At 27.9% G+C, this 17,286-nt stretch carries 13 protein-coding genes and 1 pseudogene; 2 read left to right on the forward strand and 12 right to left on the reverse strand.

From position 1 onward, the window contains the following. Positions 1-287 precede the first annotated feature (287 nt). The 10 genes and pseudogenes from NQ543_RS09265 to NQ543_RS09310 all read right to left on the reverse strand — a co-directional run bounded on the left by NQ543_RS09265 (position 288) and on the right by NQ543_RS09310 (position 12,196). Positions 288-650, reverse strand: a pseudogene (locus tag NQ543_RS09265) (FGGY family carbohydrate kinase). A gap of 1 nt (position 651) precedes the next feature. Beyond that, positions 652-1,521, reverse strand: a complete 870-nt coding sequence (locus tag NQ543_RS09270; RefSeq protein WP_004609646.1) for a DMT family transporter — start codon at positions 1,519-1,521, stop codon at positions 652-654. 172 nt (positions 1,522-1,693) lie between these two features. Continuing rightward, the gene (locus NQ543_RS09275; protein ID WP_004609645.1) at positions 1,694-2,836 is read right to left on the reverse strand and encodes a YibE/F family protein; all 1,143 of its coding nucleotides are present in this window, start codon (positions 2,834-2,836) and stop codon (positions 1,694-1,696) included. A gap of 61 nt (positions 2,837-2,897) precedes the next feature. Beyond that, on the reverse strand, positions 2,898-5,567 hold the full coding sequence (locus NQ543_RS09280; RefSeq protein ID WP_004609644.1) for a metallophosphoesterase: 2,670 nt from the start codon (positions 5,565-5,567) through the stop codon (positions 2,898-2,900). A 150-nt stretch (positions 5,568-5,717) separates the two neighbouring features. Beyond that, positions 5,718-6,398, reverse strand: a complete 681-nt coding sequence (locus NQ543_RS09285) for a DUF554 domain-containing protein (protein ID WP_004609643.1) — start codon at positions 6,396-6,398, stop codon at positions 5,718-5,720. After that, complete coding sequence (locus NQ543_RS09290) at positions 6,392-7,057, reverse strand: HAD family hydrolase (protein ID WP_259935275.1); 666 nt, start codon at positions 7,055-7,057, stop codon at positions 6,392-6,394. Before NQ543_RS09290 ends, NQ543_RS09285 begins: the two co-directional genes overlap by 7 nt. 309 nt (positions 7,058-7,366) lie before the next feature. After that, positions 7,367-8,572, reverse strand: a complete 1,206-nt coding sequence (locus tag NQ543_RS09295; protein WP_004609640.1) for an ATP-grasp domain-containing protein — start codon at positions 8,570-8,572, stop codon at positions 7,367-7,369. Further along, positions 8,573-9,325 (reverse strand): esterase family protein, encoded by a 753-nt coding sequence (locus tag NQ543_RS09300; RefSeq protein ID WP_004609639.1) that lies wholly within the window; start codon positions 9,323-9,325, stop codon positions 8,573-8,575. After that, the gene (locus NQ543_RS09305) at positions 9,315-10,514 is read right to left on the reverse strand and encodes an ATP-binding protein (RefSeq protein ID WP_004609638.1); all 1,200 of its coding nucleotides are present in this window, start codon (positions 10,512-10,514) and stop codon (positions 9,315-9,317) included. Before NQ543_RS09305 ends, NQ543_RS09300 begins: the two co-directional genes overlap by 11 nt. Before the next feature lie 329 nt (positions 10,515-10,843). Continuing rightward, positions 10,844-12,196, reverse strand: coding sequence for an MATE family efflux transporter (locus tag NQ543_RS09310; protein WP_004609637.1), 1,353 nt, complete (start codon positions 12,194-12,196; stop codon positions 10,844-10,846). Between the two features lie 153 nt (positions 12,197-12,349). Here NQ543_RS09310 and NQ543_RS09315 point away from each other — a divergent pair, with 153 nt between their 5' ends. Then, positions 12,350-12,808, forward strand: a complete 459-nt coding sequence (locus NQ543_RS09315) for an Lrp/AsnC family transcriptional regulator (RefSeq protein WP_004609636.1) — start codon at positions 12,350-12,352, stop codon at positions 12,806-12,808. Between the two features lie 94 nt (positions 12,809-12,902). Here NQ543_RS09315 and NQ543_RS09320 read toward each other — a convergent pair whose 3' ends face one another. Next, on the reverse strand, positions 12,903-14,363 hold the full coding sequence (locus NQ543_RS09320; protein ID WP_004609635.1) for a DUF1846 domain-containing protein: 1,461 nt from the start codon (positions 14,361-14,363) through the stop codon (positions 12,903-12,905). Positions 14,364-14,587: 224 nt separating this feature from the next. Next, positions 14,588-16,360, reverse strand: coding sequence for a MutS family DNA mismatch repair protein (locus NQ543_RS09325; RefSeq protein WP_004609634.1), 1,773 nt, complete (start codon positions 16,358-16,360; stop codon positions 14,588-14,590). A gap of 135 nt (positions 16,361-16,495) precedes the next feature. Here NQ543_RS09325 and NQ543_RS09330 point away from each other — a divergent pair, with 135 nt between their 5' ends. Continuing rightward, positions 16,496-17,284 (forward strand): MerR family transcriptional regulator, encoded by a 789-nt coding sequence (locus NQ543_RS09330; protein ID WP_004609633.1) that lies wholly within the window; start codon positions 16,496-16,498, stop codon positions 17,282-17,284. Positions 17,285-17,286 lie beyond the last annotated feature (2 nt).

The following is a 17,286-nucleotide window of genomic DNA, read 5'->3' on the forward strand; positions in this document are numbered from 1 at the left end:
TTTATATATTATTAGATTACCTATTTAACTAATTTTAGTTCAAAATAATAAGAGTATAAATTATTAATCAATAATCTATACTCTTTTCTTTTTAAATATCTTTCCATAATAATGCTAAATGAATTGCTTTATGCCAATTAGTTAATAATTGATCTCTTTGTGTATTATCAATGACTGGTTTAAAGTTTTTATTTAATAGTCAGTTATTTTTTCTCTTTACTTTTCCAAAAATCAACTGCAAATCACGCTAAATAAATTACCATTAAAGCTCTTGGTTCAATAATTTTTTATTTTAAACCATCTTCATTTAATTTATCAACCATTTTGGCCGTTCTTCGACACTGCCAGACAATAACATTATAAATTGGCTTACCTGTTTCTTTATTCCAAATTACCGTTGTTTAACGTTGATTAGTAATCCCAATTGCCACAAATTCATTCATTTTAGCATTACTTGCTTTAATTGCTTCACTAATCACTTCTAATTGTGTTTCCCAGATTTTTATTGGGTCATGTTCAACCCAACTAGGTTTAAGAAATATCTGTGTGATTTCTTTTTGTGCTTTTGCTACAATCTTTCCATAATAATCAAAAATAATACATCGACTACTGGTTGTTCCTTGATCTAACGCTATAATATACTTAAACACATTAGTCTTCCTTTTTTGAACTACTTACTATTAGTCCAATTACTGCCCCTAAAATAATCAAACAACCGCTTGCTTTAACAATTGTCAATCGTTCATGTAAAATAATAATTCCAAAAATAACACTAGTAACTGGCTCAAACATACTTAATATTGAAGCTGTTGTTGCGCCTAAATATTTTATCCCTTGTTGTAAACAAATTATTCCAATGATTGAAGTTAAAATAGCAATTATAAATGAATAACTATATGCCTTCATTGGTAAACTTAAAACTAATTGATTACTAATAATTCCAATAATTAGTAATGTAATAGCAATTACAATTGCAAAATAAAAATTTAAAACATAAGGATTAATTGTTTGTAAACCTAATTTTTCAACACCAACTATATAATAAGCAAACGTTATTCCCGAAAATAACGCTAAAAACAAACCAATAAAAGAAGTATTTCCACCCTCAATAAAAAACAATATTCCAATGCTTGCAATTACTAAACAAATTATTACTGCTTTTGATAACTGTTCTTTATAATAAAAAAAGCAAATCAATGAAACAAACATTGGATAAAGAAAATGCAATACTGTTGCACTACCTACTTGAATATAACTATACGATGTATATAACATTGCAACTGTAAAAGCATTTCCTATTACACCTACTAAAATAATTTTCTTTAATTGCTCCAGTGTAATTTTATAATTAATTTTTAATAATTTAATTATTAAAAACAATATCGGTATGACAAATAAATGCCTAAAAAAAGCTAAAGTAATCCCATTACTACCCATATTATATGTAATTTTAGCTAATATTGGTGTAAACCCAAAAATAATCGCAGATAAAATCGTTAAAAAATAACCTCGTTCTTTCATATATTCCTCCAAAATGCATAAATAATTATACTATTATCTAAAATATTCCTCAACCAAAACAAAAACAACTAGAATAAATTCTAGTTGTCCAAATCATTATTATTTTTAATCTAACATTATATCTTTATTAAAGTACTTTAAAACCATATTAGTTATCACTTTAAATAAACCACTAATCTTGTTTAACCAAAAAAGTAGATGCAATCAAAGAAGCAATCGGCACAGTTAAAACTATTCCCAAAGTTCCTGCAATACCTTGTGCAAATTCAATTGCTATATAGTTAGAATTCATTAATTGCTGTACATCAACATTATAAGAAAATAATACCAATAATGATACAAAGGCACTTCCTGTGAATGCTAAAATCAAAGTATTCGTCATTGTTCCTATCATATCCTTACCAATTTCTATTCCAGAATTAAATAATTCTTTTCTCGTGAGATTTGGTTGATGATGATAAACCTCAAATAAAGCTGAAACAATTGACATTCCTGTATCCATAATTGCTCCAAGTGAAGAAATCAAAATTCCTGCAAATAAAATATCTTTAATTTGTAAATTAGTTGCTTCATTAATAAGTACTAAACTTTCAGCCTCATCACTACTAAATCCATTAATTTTTAATACCTCAGACATTAAATAAAAACAAATTGCACTTAACACAACTCCTAAAACAGTAGCAATTATTGCTCCATATGTCTTTTTAGAATTTCCATTTAATAACATCAATGTAACAACCGTAGAGAGTATTGCACAAATTACACTCATAATAATTGGCGGATAACCTGAAAATACAGTTGGTAATAATAAGAAAATTACTAAATATAATGTATAAGCCAATCCAATAATTGATTTCAATCCCTTTGATTTACCAATAGTAATAACTGCTATAAATAAAACTAAGGTAAAAATAATCATCCCCAATTCACGATCAAAATTATAAACTGTATAATACGCTTCTATTCCATCTGGTTCATCAGCAGAAATAATTACTCTTGAACCAGTTTTAACTTCTACATTGTGAGCAGCTGTTAAATAATTATCAATAGTAAGTTCTTTACCTTTACTCTTACCTTCTAAAATTTCAACTTTTACTACTTGTTCCCCTAAATTAATATCTAAATTATTATCATATTCAACTTCAGAACTTGTTACTTCTGTGACTTTTGCACTAACAAAATCTGTAGTCTCATTGTTTACTCTTGAGTAATCTTTTTTTAAATATGTGTTAAATAATGATGTTAAAATAACTGTTAATAAAATAATAATGATAATCAAACGGTTTTCTTTAAGTTCTTTAATAAATCTTTTCATCTACTACCTCTAATTATAAAATTTAGTGGTAATTTTTATTACCACTAAATTTATTTACTTCTTAGTTTTCTTGTTTATTTTTTCTAGTTTTAATTCCTACAAATGCACTACCAAGTGCTGTAAATAATAATGTTGCATATCCAATTAAACTACTATTATCACCTGTTTTAACACTTGTACTATCACCTTTATTTACTGGTGTTTTTACTGTGTTGTCTACTGATGTTGTTGTATTTTCTAAGCTATTGATTGCTTTTTCTAATACATCTTTTGCACTATTTACTTCAACTTGTGAAGCATTTGGATTTTCAAATACTGCTTTGGCATTAACTAAAGCTTCATTTAAGACTTTATATGATTCCTCAGTGTAATTTGCACTATTTAACCCTTCTGCTTGATTAATTAAATCTTCTAATAAATCTTTATTTGGTATTAATCTTAAGTTTATAAATGCTGTTACTAATTCACTGTATGTATTATTTACTTCTTCTTGCATCGCATTAACATTATTATATACACTATTTGCTGCTATTAATGCATCATTGAATACTGTCCATGTAGCTTCAGTGTATTGAGTTGAATCTAACCCGCTAACTTTATCGATGAATGCTTTTAATGCTGTTTTATCTCCTTTGAAGAATTCTAATTTTTGCATGATACTAGCAAGTCTGTCAAATGCATTATTTACTTCAACTTGTGTAGCACTTGCGTTATTATATACTGTATTAGCCTCATCTCTAGCCACGATGAATTCATCAACTACTGCTGGTACAACATTAGTTAAATCTTCATCTGTAATGGCATTTGCTAAATCTACTGCAATTTTTAATGCTGTTTTATCTGCTTCTTGTACTTCAGTTTTATTGATTGCAAATGTATCTAAAACTGCCCAATCATCATTATTTGCATCATATAAATATGTTGTGATTTTGAATTCATTCTCACTTACTTCAATATTTGAAATAGAACGTTGTTTTGATTGATCCATTTTTGCAACAAATTCAGTACTAATATCTGTTTTAATATTATAATACTTACTTCCTGAAGCAGAGTTTGCTGTTACATACAATACTCCATCTGGATCAGTAACGCTTTGTAAATTACTAGTATCAGTAACTACTTGCATACCTTTCATAATATTACTACGTACATAAACATGATCATGTCCCATTAATACTACATCAATTCCTAAATCATCAAATACAGGTGTCAATTCTTCACGACGTTGTAAAATATCTCCTTCAACAGCATGACTTGCTACAGAATATACTGAATGGTGGAATGAAACCACTTTCCAACGAGCATCTGGATTAGCAGCAATTGCTTCTTCCATAAATGCTTTATGTTCTGCAGTTGACATGTTATTTGAGTTGATGTTCATGAATAATGTATTGTTGTAAACATACCAGTAATCACTTCCAGCAGTTGTTGCTCCTTTACCTGATACGTTTGGTAAGTTGAAATGTTGTGAGTAAGCATTTGAACTTGAATCATGGTTACCAACAACGTTTGCTTGAGGTGTATTTGTTAAATATTCTGATGCTAAATAACCACTATATTGAGATTCATTACTTGCAGTATTTACTTGATCTCCAGCTGATAAGATAAAGTCTGGATCAAATTTATTGATTGAATCTTGAAGTGTTTTTTTCCATCCTTCTGTATCATTTGTTGCATTTCCACTTGCACCAATTTGAGGGTCCCCTGCTAAAATAAAGTTATATGATCCATCAAAGTCTTCAGTTGTAAATTCGTAAGTTTTACTTACTGTATCATCGTTTACAAGACGATATACATATTTTGTATTTTCTTCTAAGTTTGTTAAAGTTGCTTGATTGTAATAGAAACCATTGTCATTTGATTGATTACCAGTAGCATTTACAGTTGTAAATTCACTTGGGAACTCACCATCTTCACTAGCTTTAGCATACTCTACAGTTCCGATTTCACTAGTATTAGCATACCAAGTCAAATTCATTTCTGTTTCATCTTTACCTACTGTTAAGTTAAGTGCTTTTTGTTCAATTGGAGTTTGTCCGTAATTAACTTGTAAATTTGCAAATTCAAAATATACATCAGAACTACTAGCTCTACCTTGATGCAATTCAACTGCAATTACGTTTTCTCCTACTTTTAATACATCTTTTAATTGGTCTGCTGTTAAATTAATTTGTCCTTCTCTTGGATTACTATCATTTGATCCACCATAAGACATATTTGTATCATAACCACTTGATGGTTTATCAAATGATGCTACTTCGATTCCATTAATATAAACGATTGCTGCATCATCATAATAAAGGTTACCTGTAAGTGAACCTAAATCATCTAAACTATTTACATTAACTGTTGTTCTAAAGAAGAAAGTAGGAATGTCATTACTTGTTCCTTCAATATATTGATTTAACAATACAGTTGGTGTAAACCCTCCACCAAGATTTCCTAAAGCTCCATTTTTAGCACCAAATTTGCCCGCTGCACTTTTCCAGCTATCAACTTGATATCCTTCTTTAGTCCATGCATAACGATCTTCACTAGTTCCAGGATCAACATTGTTATCTAGATAATTCCAAGTTGTTGAAGCATTAATTAGATTTGTTGTTTCATTTTGTCTAACAGTATCAGCATGTGCTGGCATTACTTGATAACTATCAGCCACGTACCCTGCTCCCATTAATAATGCTAATGTAGCCATTGAAACTTTTAAAACTTTACTCTGTTGTTTTTTCATGTTATTTCTCCTTCTCAAGTTTTACAGGCACATCTTAGCATCCAATTTTCACCTGAACAATACTTTTAACTAACACTTAATTATTTTAACTTAGACTTAAAAAAATAAAGAAATTGCTAAAATAGTTATAACAATTTCTTTACATTTTTATTACATAAACATACATATAACGATTGGTAAAAACATTGCCGGTATATAATTCATCAATTTAATCTTAGTGATTCCTAATATATTTAAACCCATTGCAATAATAATTAACGATCCAACACATGTCATTTCATTAATCACTTGATTATTTAATAATGGGGCTGCATAAATTGCTAATAGAGTAAGACCTCCTTGATAAATAAGTACAAATATTGCCGACAATAACACTCCAATTCCTAATGTAGAGGCAAAAATAATTGATGAACAAAAATCCATTGCTGATTTCGTATATAACATCGTATTATCGCCCAATAATCCAGCATTCATAGCACCTACCAATGTCATTGAACCAACACAAAAAAGTAAACTAGCGCTAATAAATCCCTGAGCAATATTATTTTTACCTTTTTTTCTAAAAAACTTACTTTCTATTCTTTTTACAACACTATTTACTCGGCTATCAATATCAATTCCTTCACCAATAATAATCCCCACTACTATTGATACAATCATAATTAAAGTATTTTCACCTTTAAATGCACCACTAATCCCAATATAAAGACTACATAAACCAAGTCCCTTCATTAAAGAATCACCGATTCTTTCAGGAATGCCTTTTTTAATCAATAGCCCAATACTTGCTCCAATAATAACGGCAAATGTATTAACTAATGTCCCTAACATTTACTACCCTCTAAAATCTTAGCTATTTCATCTTTAACTTCTAGTAAAGATGGTAAAGTTTTATATGTAAGTGCTAAAAGTTCAGGTTTATTTTCAACTAAATCAGGTACACAAATAACCGGAATATTAGCACGATGACTTGCAAGAATTCCGTTATTTGAATCTTCTAATACAAGTGCTTCACTACTATCAAAGTTAAAATGTTCCAATACTTTTATAAAGATTTCTGGATCAGGTTTACTATGAACTACTTTATCACCACCAACAATATAATCAAACTGATTTTCTAAATCAGATAATTGTAAATATTCATTTATTATTTTAATTGATGAAGAAGACGCTACTGCAATTTTAATCTTCATTTCTTTTAAATAACTTACTAACTCTTTTAAACCTTTTTTTATTGGTAAGCCTTTTTCATAAAAATATTCCATTTTCATCTTCCATGATAATGCTCTAATATCATAAACTGGAAAAGTTTCTCCAAATTTAGCTTGAAGTTTTAAAATAGTATCATGTTCATTCATTCCAATTAATCCCATTTGAAACTCTTCTTCAATTGTATAACCAAATTCATTACATGCTTTTTTAAAACATTGCATATCAACACCTTCTGTTGCAAACATTAATCCATCCATATCAAATATAACTAATTTCATTGTAGACCTCCTATATATAAAATACACATCTATCTTACTATATCAAATTACAACAAATCAATATATAATATAAAACCACGTACATTCTTAATAACATTTAGTCATTTCTCTTATATAAAAACAAAAAAGATCCTTGCGGATCCCTTTATTTTGCCTCTTATGCCCTTTTAGAAGCTTCCCTAATTTTATAACGCACTCACTTGAGCCATTTACATAATACCACAATAAAATAAAAAGAAAAGCTTTTTTTTAAATAACACAATATGTGTTAAATATTTTTAATATAAACACCTAAAAATATACTTTAGTTTACTTCCAATTACTTCCATTTGCTCTTTTTAAAAACTCATCAACTAAATAATCCAATCTTTTAGGATCACTATTTCTTACCATAAATACATGATCTCCCATAGCAGCACTTAAAGATTCGGGCACATCAACATCTAAAACAATCTCATTTTTATACCAATTTCTTAATTGTTCATCACTGTACATATATCCAAAGTCATTACGTCTTCCAATATAAGCTACTAAATACTTTTGATTTAAATTCATGAAACATTTATCATGAATAATCATGTCTGCCCACAATGTATAAACATCACTATCATAACTAAAATTAATCATATCTGGCATATATGCTCCTGGAGCTCGCATATTAACTTCTAAACCAATTATATCACCTCTTTTACCTAATCCTTCTTGATCTTCATCTAATCTAAAAAATTCAAAATGAAAAAAACGACTTCTAGTATCAAAAGCTTCAACAACTCGTTTACCAATTTCTTCAATATCACTATTGACTACATAACGATTTTTAAACGCTGTATCACAGTGCTCATTTACATTATCCATGATTGAATTCAACATGATTGAACTATTAGCAATCAAAACATTTTTATTACTGTCACAAATTCCATCATAAGTTTCAACATGACCTTTTACAAATTCTTCCATAATATAAACTTTATCATCTTTAGTTGCAAAAAAGTATTCTAAATCCTGATAATTATTTAATTTATATGTAGAACTTGCACCTACTCCATTATCAGGTTTAACAACAACTGGATAACCAACTTTTTCAATAAAAGCCTTTACTTCTTCAAAACTATTTACTAAACAATATCTAGCAACATTTACCCCAGCTTTAAAAAAAACTTGTTTCATTTTAGATTTATATTTCATCCATGATAAATCATTAAATCTAGTTCCATGTACAATATTAAAATCATCTCTTAACTTAGCTTCCATCTCTAACCAATACTCATTTTGACTTTCAATAAAATCAATTCTTCCATACTTACTTATAAAATAAGCAACAGCACGATAAACCTCATCATAATTATCTAAACTATTAACACAATAGCAATCAGTTAAGCTATTTTTAGTTTCTTGACTAATATTTTGATAATCAGTATCAATGATTCCTAGAACATTAACATTACGCTGTTTTAAACGAGAACAAAAATTATGAAAATAAAGAGGAAAGTGAGGAGAAATAAATACTACATTCATTTAATCTTCCTCCTTTTTTAAAATATGATTTAAAAAATAAGGTAATTGAACTTGCCACCAATTCCAATCATGATTAACATCTTTTCCCCAAAAATCAATCCATACCGGAATATCTTTATATTCTAATAACTCCTTCATTCTATTTGTTGAACGAATCATATTATCTTCCCAAGCGCCTTGACCACAACATAAAATAATATCTCGATGACGATACATTTCTACATATGGATGATCATACGACATTCCATTTAAAAACTGAATTGGACTATTATTATACAAAATTTCATCATGATAATCCCCAAAAAATAAATCACTATCATAATATCCACTTAAACAAATGCACCCTTGAAATAAATCTGGTCTTCTAAACATAAAATTAGCTGCATGACTAGCCCCCATTGAACATCCAGTTGTATAGATTAACTTCCCATTACCATTTATATCAAAAATAGTAGGCACTAGCTCATCAACCACATAATAATACCATTGTTCCATTATATAGACACGATGTCTTTTATCCCCACATTCATCAGACCAACTCTCACTATCAACACTATCTATACAAAATACTTGTACTTTTCCTTCTTCAATTTTGTCACTGATCGTATTAATCATTCCAAAATTTTCAAAATCATAAAAGCGTCCATCTTGAGCTGGAAACACTAATAACGGAATTCCTCCATGACCATAAATTTTAAACTCCATATCTCGTTGTAAACAATTACTATATTTTTTAAAATACTCAACTTTCATAATTTACCTCCTGTAATACCGTATTTATAAAACTATTTACCTCATCCATTGTTTCAAAACGTGCTGTATACGTATAATTCCCCATTGCACCTGATAATATATCAGGCATTCTTTCATTCATCACAAGATTATTTTTATACCTTAAAACAATTTCTTCATTATTTAAACAATATTCTTTACCATCACGTCTACCACAATAAACACAATAATAAGGACGTCTCGTATAATAATTACTATAATCATTAACAACCATATCACTATAAATATTATACACATCAATATCATTAGCAAAATTCATCATATCTGGTGTATAACCTCCTGGAGGTCGCATATTAACTTCTAATCCAATAAAATCTCCTTTTTTACCCAAACCTGGTCGATCTTCTAATAATTTAAAAAACTCACAATGAAAAAACCTACGATTAACCGGAAACTCTTTAACAACACTTCTTCCAAGTTCAGCTAATTTATCAGGAATATTTCTTAAAGAATAATAATGCATATCGCTATTTTTATTTACTACATCCATAATCGAATTAGGAAATACATGAGATGTTTCAAAAATAACTTCATGTTTACTATTAGCAATACCATCATAAGAAATTATTAAACCATTAACAAATTCTTCCATAATATACTGTGTAATATGTTCAATTTTATAAAACTCTTCTAGTTCTTTATCATTACTGATTTTATACGTAGCTGCCGCTCCAACTCCATTATCCGGTTTTACAACAACAGGATAACCTACTTCGCTAACAAATCTTTTTCCATTTTCCAAAGTATCAACTAAATGATATCGAGCTGTTTTAACCCCAGCTTTTTTATAATAATCTTTCATTCCCGATTTAGTCTTAAAAATCTTTATTACATCCTCTTTCATTCCCGTATTAATATTAAAATCTGTTCTTAAACGTGCATCAAGTTCTAACCAGTATTCATTATTTGATTCTATCCAATCAATTCTTCCATATTTACTAATTAAATAAGCAACACATCGATAAACATTTTCATAATTTTCCATATTGTTTACATAACAATATTCAGTTACTGAATTTTTTAATTCATTGCTAATTAATTCATTTGGCATGTCCCCAATTGCCAAAACATTTACACCATGATTTTTCATCCTATCACAAAAATGCCAATATGATTTAGGAAACATCGGTGAAATAAATATAAAATTCATTCTACCCCTCCTTCAGTTTATATATATTTATTATAGCATAGAACTAATTTCCATAGCAAAAATATTGTTACAATGCGATTTTTTTTAATTTTATTATCATTATAATTGCAATAATTCTATTTAAAGTATATTATTTAAGCAGGAATTAGAGTAGTATATTAAATCACCTCCTTTTAAAAAGCTGTCGAGAACTAATGGCATTAAAAATCTCAGCATGCAAAAGACTGTAACGATAAATCGTAACAGCCAAAAAGAGGCAATGTTATCAGTATCAACTGATTTACATTGCCTTTTTTGATGTAATTAAATCATAGAAATATTATCTTAAATCAATCTATTTTATTTATAAACAAATTAAGCTTTTTATATTTAAAGAAATAATATCCTACACCTAATATATCTGCTAAAAGCCATCCAATCGGTATAGACCACCATATACCTATTACACCTATAATACTTATAGAAGATAATATATATGATAAAATGACCCTTACCCCAAGTGAAACAACAGTTAAAACAACTGACATTCCAGGCTTGGCAATAGCCCGATATAAGCCATACAATAAAAATAATCCACCTATTAAAAAATAAAAAGCTCCTTCAATTCTTAAATAACGAACTCCCTCCATAATAACCGATACTTCTTTTGCATTGATAAAAAAAGTCATTAATGGTTCAGCAAATAGAAAAACACATAACGAAACAACAAGACTAAAACTTATTGATACAATAGTAGCAACACGTATTCCTGTTTTAATTCGCTTTGTATTTTGAGCTCCATAATTTTGTGCAATAAATATTGAAAATGCATTTCCAAAATCTTGAACCGGCAGATATGCAAAAGCATCAATCTTCACAGCTGCTGCAAAAGCTGCCATTACAGTTGTTCCAAAACTATTGACTAATCCTTGAACTGCCAAAATACCAAAATTCATGATGGATTGTTGTAAACAAGTTAAAGTTGAAAAACTTGTAATTTCTTTTATTCGACTCAATCGCAAACGAATATTTTGATCTCTTTTTAATAAATCTGAATACTTTATTTTCGTATAAATTGCAATCCCAATACCAGATACATACTGTGATATAACTGTAGCCTCAGCAGCTCCAGCGACACCTCGATTTAAACTAGTTACAAAATAAATATCTAATATTATATTTAATATAGCAGAAATAGCTAAAAATATCAGTGGTGTTAGTGAATTACCAAGCGAACGTAATAATGAAGCAAAATAATTGTAGAGAAAAATACCTACTAAACCTGAAAATATAATAATAAGATATTCTTTCATTAAATCAACTAATTGCATTGGAGTGCGAAGAAACCAAATAATCCAATCAATTCCAACAAAAATAAAAACATTTAAAACAACTGTAACTACACTTAAAAGAAAAAATGATGCAAGTATCCCTTCTTTTAATCCTTGTATATCCTTTTGACCAAAACGAATTGAAAAAACTGTTCCACTCCCCATTGAAAGTCCTAATAAAATCGATGTAAGAAAAGTCATAAGGGTAAATGATGATCCAACTGCTGCAAGAGCATCCGATCCTAAAAATCGACCAACAATAAGTGTATCTGCAATATTATAACATTGTTGTAAAAGATTTCCCAAAATCATTGGTATTGCAAAACGTAACATGGTTTTCATAACTGGTCCATGTGTTAATTCATTTTTCATCCCATCACCAAACTTTCGTTTCGAAATATTTATATTAACATTCGTAATATATTATATTTTTTTATTTTCTTAATGTCAACTATTAGCTTGACTTAAAAAAAAAGAACATTATATAATATTTTAAATTCAATATAAGACAGGAGAAATAAACTTATGTTTTTAGATGGATTAGACGAACTTGATCAAAAAATTGTTCAGCTGCTTATCAAAAATGCAAGAATGTCATATTCTGATATTGGACAAAAAATTGGAATCTCAAGGGTAGCTGTAAAAATGAGAGTACAAGCATTAGAAAAAAAAGGTATTATTGAAGAATATACAACAATTATTAACCCGCAAAAAATCAGTGGTGCTATTTCTTGTTATTTTGAAATTGAAACAACACCTGAAACATTAATGGAAGTCGCTAAAATTCTTGAAAAAAATAATACCATTACCCAAATTTATCGAGTAACTGGAAAAAGTAAACTCCATGTACATGCCATTGCTTCTTGCCATGAAGAAATGGAAAAATTAATTTATGAAACTATAGACTGTCTACCAGGAGTTTTAGAATGTTCTTGTAACATGATATTTTCACGTATTAAAGATATCAAAGGGTTAAGATTATAATATTTAAAAATATACACAACAGTTAAACTGTTGTGCTTTTATTTTAAAAAAGCTATGAATAAACAGTTAAAAACTATTTATCATAGCTTTAATATTATTGTTGTTTAGCATCATATGTTACTTCTATTCCTAGATTGCTAAATACTTTAGCATCCATTGGTCCAATCGATGAAGTAATGTGTGCTTGTGTTCCTTTTAACTTAGGTAATTGTTCTAATGCTAGTTTAGCATTGTCATTATCTACAGCACTTAATGATAAAGCAATCAATACCTCATCACTATGTAATCTTGGATTGATACTACCTAAATATTCTGTTTTTAAATGTTGAATTGGTCCAAAAGCACTAGGAGAAATTAAATGAATATCTTCATTAATATCAGCTAAATATTTAATAGCATTAATTAAGATAGCTGAACATGACCCCATAAAATCAGATGTCTTACCTGTGATAATTGTTCCATCATCTAATTCAATAGCTCCAGCATAACAATTTGCTTCACTAGCTTTTTTATTAGCAGCAGCAACACATTTACGATCTTCTACATTAACTTTAGCTTGGTTCATTACAAGCTCTTGTTTATTATATTCATCTAAAGAACATTGTTCTTTTACATAACGATTTCTTGTATTATAATATCTTCTAATAATTTCTTGTCGACTAGCTTCTTTGCATACTTCATCATCACTAATACAATGTCCTGCCATATTTACTCCCATATCAGTTGGTGAATTATATGGACTTGTTCCATAAATTTCTTCAAACATATTTTTTAATACTGGGAAAATTTCAATATCACGATTATAATTAACAGTAACTTCATTGTACGCTTCTAAATGAAATGGATCGATCATATTAACATCATTTAAATCTGCAGTTGCTGCCTCATAAGCTAAATTAACTGGATGATTTAAAGGAATATTCCAAATTGGGAATGTTTCAAATTTAGCATAACCCGCTTTTATTCCTCTTATATTTTCATGGTATAACTGTGATAAACATGTTGCCATTTTACCACTACCAGGTCCTGGAGCTGTTACTACTACTAATGGTTTAGTTGTTTCAATATAATCATTTTTACCAAATCCATCTTTACTAATTATTTTTTTAGTATTTGTTGGATAACCATCAATTAAATAATGTAAATATACTTTAATATCTCTTTTTTCTAGACGACTTTTAAAGATATCAGCTGCTTTTTGTCCATCATATTGAGTAATAACAACACTACCAACATATAAACCTTTACTTTGATATATTTCAACTAATCTTAAAACATCATCATCATAAGTTATTCCCAAATCACCACGAACTTTATTTCGTTCAATATCACTAGCAGAAATCGCAATAACAACTTCAGCTTGATCTTTTAATTGTAACAACATCTGTAATTTACTATCTGGTGCAAAACCTGGTAAAACTCGAGAAGCATGATAATCGTCAAATAATTTACCACCAAATTCCAAATATAACTTATCACCAAATTGGTTTATTCTTTCTTTAATATGGGTAGATTGCATCGTTAAATATTTATCGTTATCAAATCCTATTTTCATTTTTCACGTGTATGATATTTTTTATCATACGTCTCCTTTCTTATATCTTATCAATAGTGTTGTTATATTTTTCATAAATATAACATTATCTTTTGTATTCTACTGTATTTACTATTTTATTTCAATATCTTTACATAAAAATTTACTCATGAATAAGAATTTATTGTCATAATAATTAAAAATATCTACAGTTATCATAATACAAAAAATAGCTGAAATATCAGCTATTTTGTAATACCAACCATCTTTAATAAATACTTTGCATTAGTCGTTTTACAACGTCCATCTTTAATTAAATAATCAAACATAATCTTATTATCTTGATAATACTCACTAAAATGATAATTAGTACATGGTATTTGATTTTCTAATTCACATAATTCAAAATCATGAGTCGTAATAAAAGTAAAAATATTACTACTAGATAATTGTTCTACTGTTTTGGCTGCTCCATATATTCGATCTTTAGAATTAGTTCCTTTGAAAATTTCATCAATTAAAGCAATCATTTTTTCTCCACGGTCATTAGCATCAACAATTTCTTTTATTCTCAATAATTCCGCATAAAAAGTTGAAATCCCACTAAGATCATCTTCTAATCTCATTGAAGTATATATTTTCATCAAAGAACATTTAAATGTTTTTGCCATAACTGGCCCTCCAGCAAAAGCTAATACTAAATTTGTCCCAATCGTTCTTAAAAAAGTAGTTTTACCTGACATATTTGAACCAGTTATAACACAAACTTGCTTTTTCATCATAAATGAATTAGCAACAACTTTTCGATCATCAATCAAAGGATGATAAGCTCCTTCAAACTCTAAACATAATTCATCACTAAATAACGGAAATGTTGTTTGTTTCTTTGTTTTTAATAACACTTGTAAACTAATTAAACTTTCTAATTCTCCAATTGCATCTAGCCAACTTTCTACTTCATCTCCGTATTTTTTGATCCAATTATCATAAGCTCTTTTACAATTAAAATCCCATAATAAAATTCCATTTAATAATATTGCGGCTAAAATATTATTTCTCTGTTTTACAATTGAACTTGTTTTTTTTAATTCATCGAAAGCTTCATAAGCTTGATTTAATTGACTTTTTAACTTATTTAAATGTTTTGAAGTAAATGTAGTTTGTAATGTTAATCTACAAATATTTTGATAACTATTTAAACATTTTGATAAATCACTAACCTGTTTAAATATTTCGCTATGTTTAGGCAAAAAAATAAGCGTTGAAATCCATTGACCAAAAATTAAAATTGCTACTGCAATTACAGCAACTTTAAACATGATATTAAAAGTAAACATTAAAAACATGATAATTGTTAATATGGGAATAATTATTAAAAGTAGTTTTAAATCATAACTAATTTGATAATCTTTTATTCCATTAATAAACTCTTCAACAGTTTTTTCAACAAATTTAGGTTTTTTTATCATTTTACCATATGTTTCTATATCAATAACAAAATCATCATTATTTCCTAATTCTTTAACTGCTTCTTGTTCTTCAATTAATGCTTTAATATCATAATCTCTTCTAGTTAATTTATGTAATAATCTTATTTTACCACTTCGAGTACTTGCTGTATTTAGATATTGAAATAAAGAATTGTTACCGACAATATCCAAATCTTTCATCAAGCCACTTATTTTATCAACATAATCAGCTCCATTTTCTTTAAAAGAATGCCACTTATCTTCAAAACGTGCAAGATAATTATTAATTACAACCAATTTAGCTTCAAAATACATTAATTGATTAGTTACTTGACTATGTAAATAAACTAAATAACTAAATAAAATAACCGCTACTAATACTATAATATATAAATATTCTCGATTAAAAAAATATCCTGCTAATAAACAAATCAAACATCCTATCATCGTTAAAAATCTTAATAATGATATTGCTGTAGAGCGCTTCTTTAAACTAACAACATCATTATTTATTTTATTTTGAACTACTAAATAATCATCATATTTCATAAAAACTCCTTAACTTATTAAATCTTTTAATTTATTATATCAAATATTTTATTTTTATTAATATAAAAATTATTATAAAAAACCTTGTTTATGACGTTACGTCATAAACTATAATATAACTAGGAGGTAAATAATATGTCAAAACAAGATATTTCAAACGATTTAATGACTATTGGTCAACTCGCTAAAATAATGAAAACAACTGTTCGTACTTTACAATACTATGATAAAAAAGGATTACTATCACCAACTACTAAAAGTATTGGTGGCCGTAGACTTTATAATTATAAGAATATGATCAAACTTCATCAAATTCAAACTCTAAAATCATTAGGTTTTTCATTAGATGAAATCGAAAATAATCTAGTTTCACTTGATACTCCTAATCAAGTAATTGATGTTTTAAATAAACAAGCAACACTAATTAAAGATAAAATAACTAAGCTAGAAGAAACATTGATTGCTATTGAAACTTTAAAAACAGAAGTCTTACAAATGAAGACTGTTGATTTTAAAAAATATGCAGATATTATTATTAATCTTCAAATGAATAATGAACATTATTGGCTTATCAAATACTTTGATAACGATACGTTAGATCATATTAGAAATCAATTTGATAAAGAAAGTGGCCTCCAATTCATTGAGCATTTTAATCAGTTAAATGATAAGATATTGGCTTTACAACATAAAAACATTCCTCCAGAAGATAGTCGTGTTCAAGCTCTTGCTAAAGAATTTTGGCAGATGGTTATGGAATTTACAAACGGTGATATGTCTATATTACCAAAACTAATAGAGTTTAGTAATTTAAAAGAAGATAATGAATGGTTTAAAAAACAAGCAACGATCAACGAATATATTCAACCTGCATTACAACTATATTTTAAAAATTCTAATGTTGATCCTTCTGGAGAGCGATAATT

Origin of the sequence: Thomasclavelia spiroformis DSM 1552 (assembly GCF_025149465.1) — a bacterium.
GTDB classification, from domain to species: Bacteria; Bacillota_I; Bacilli_A; order Erysipelotrichales; family Coprobacillaceae; genus Thomasclavelia; species Thomasclavelia spiroformis.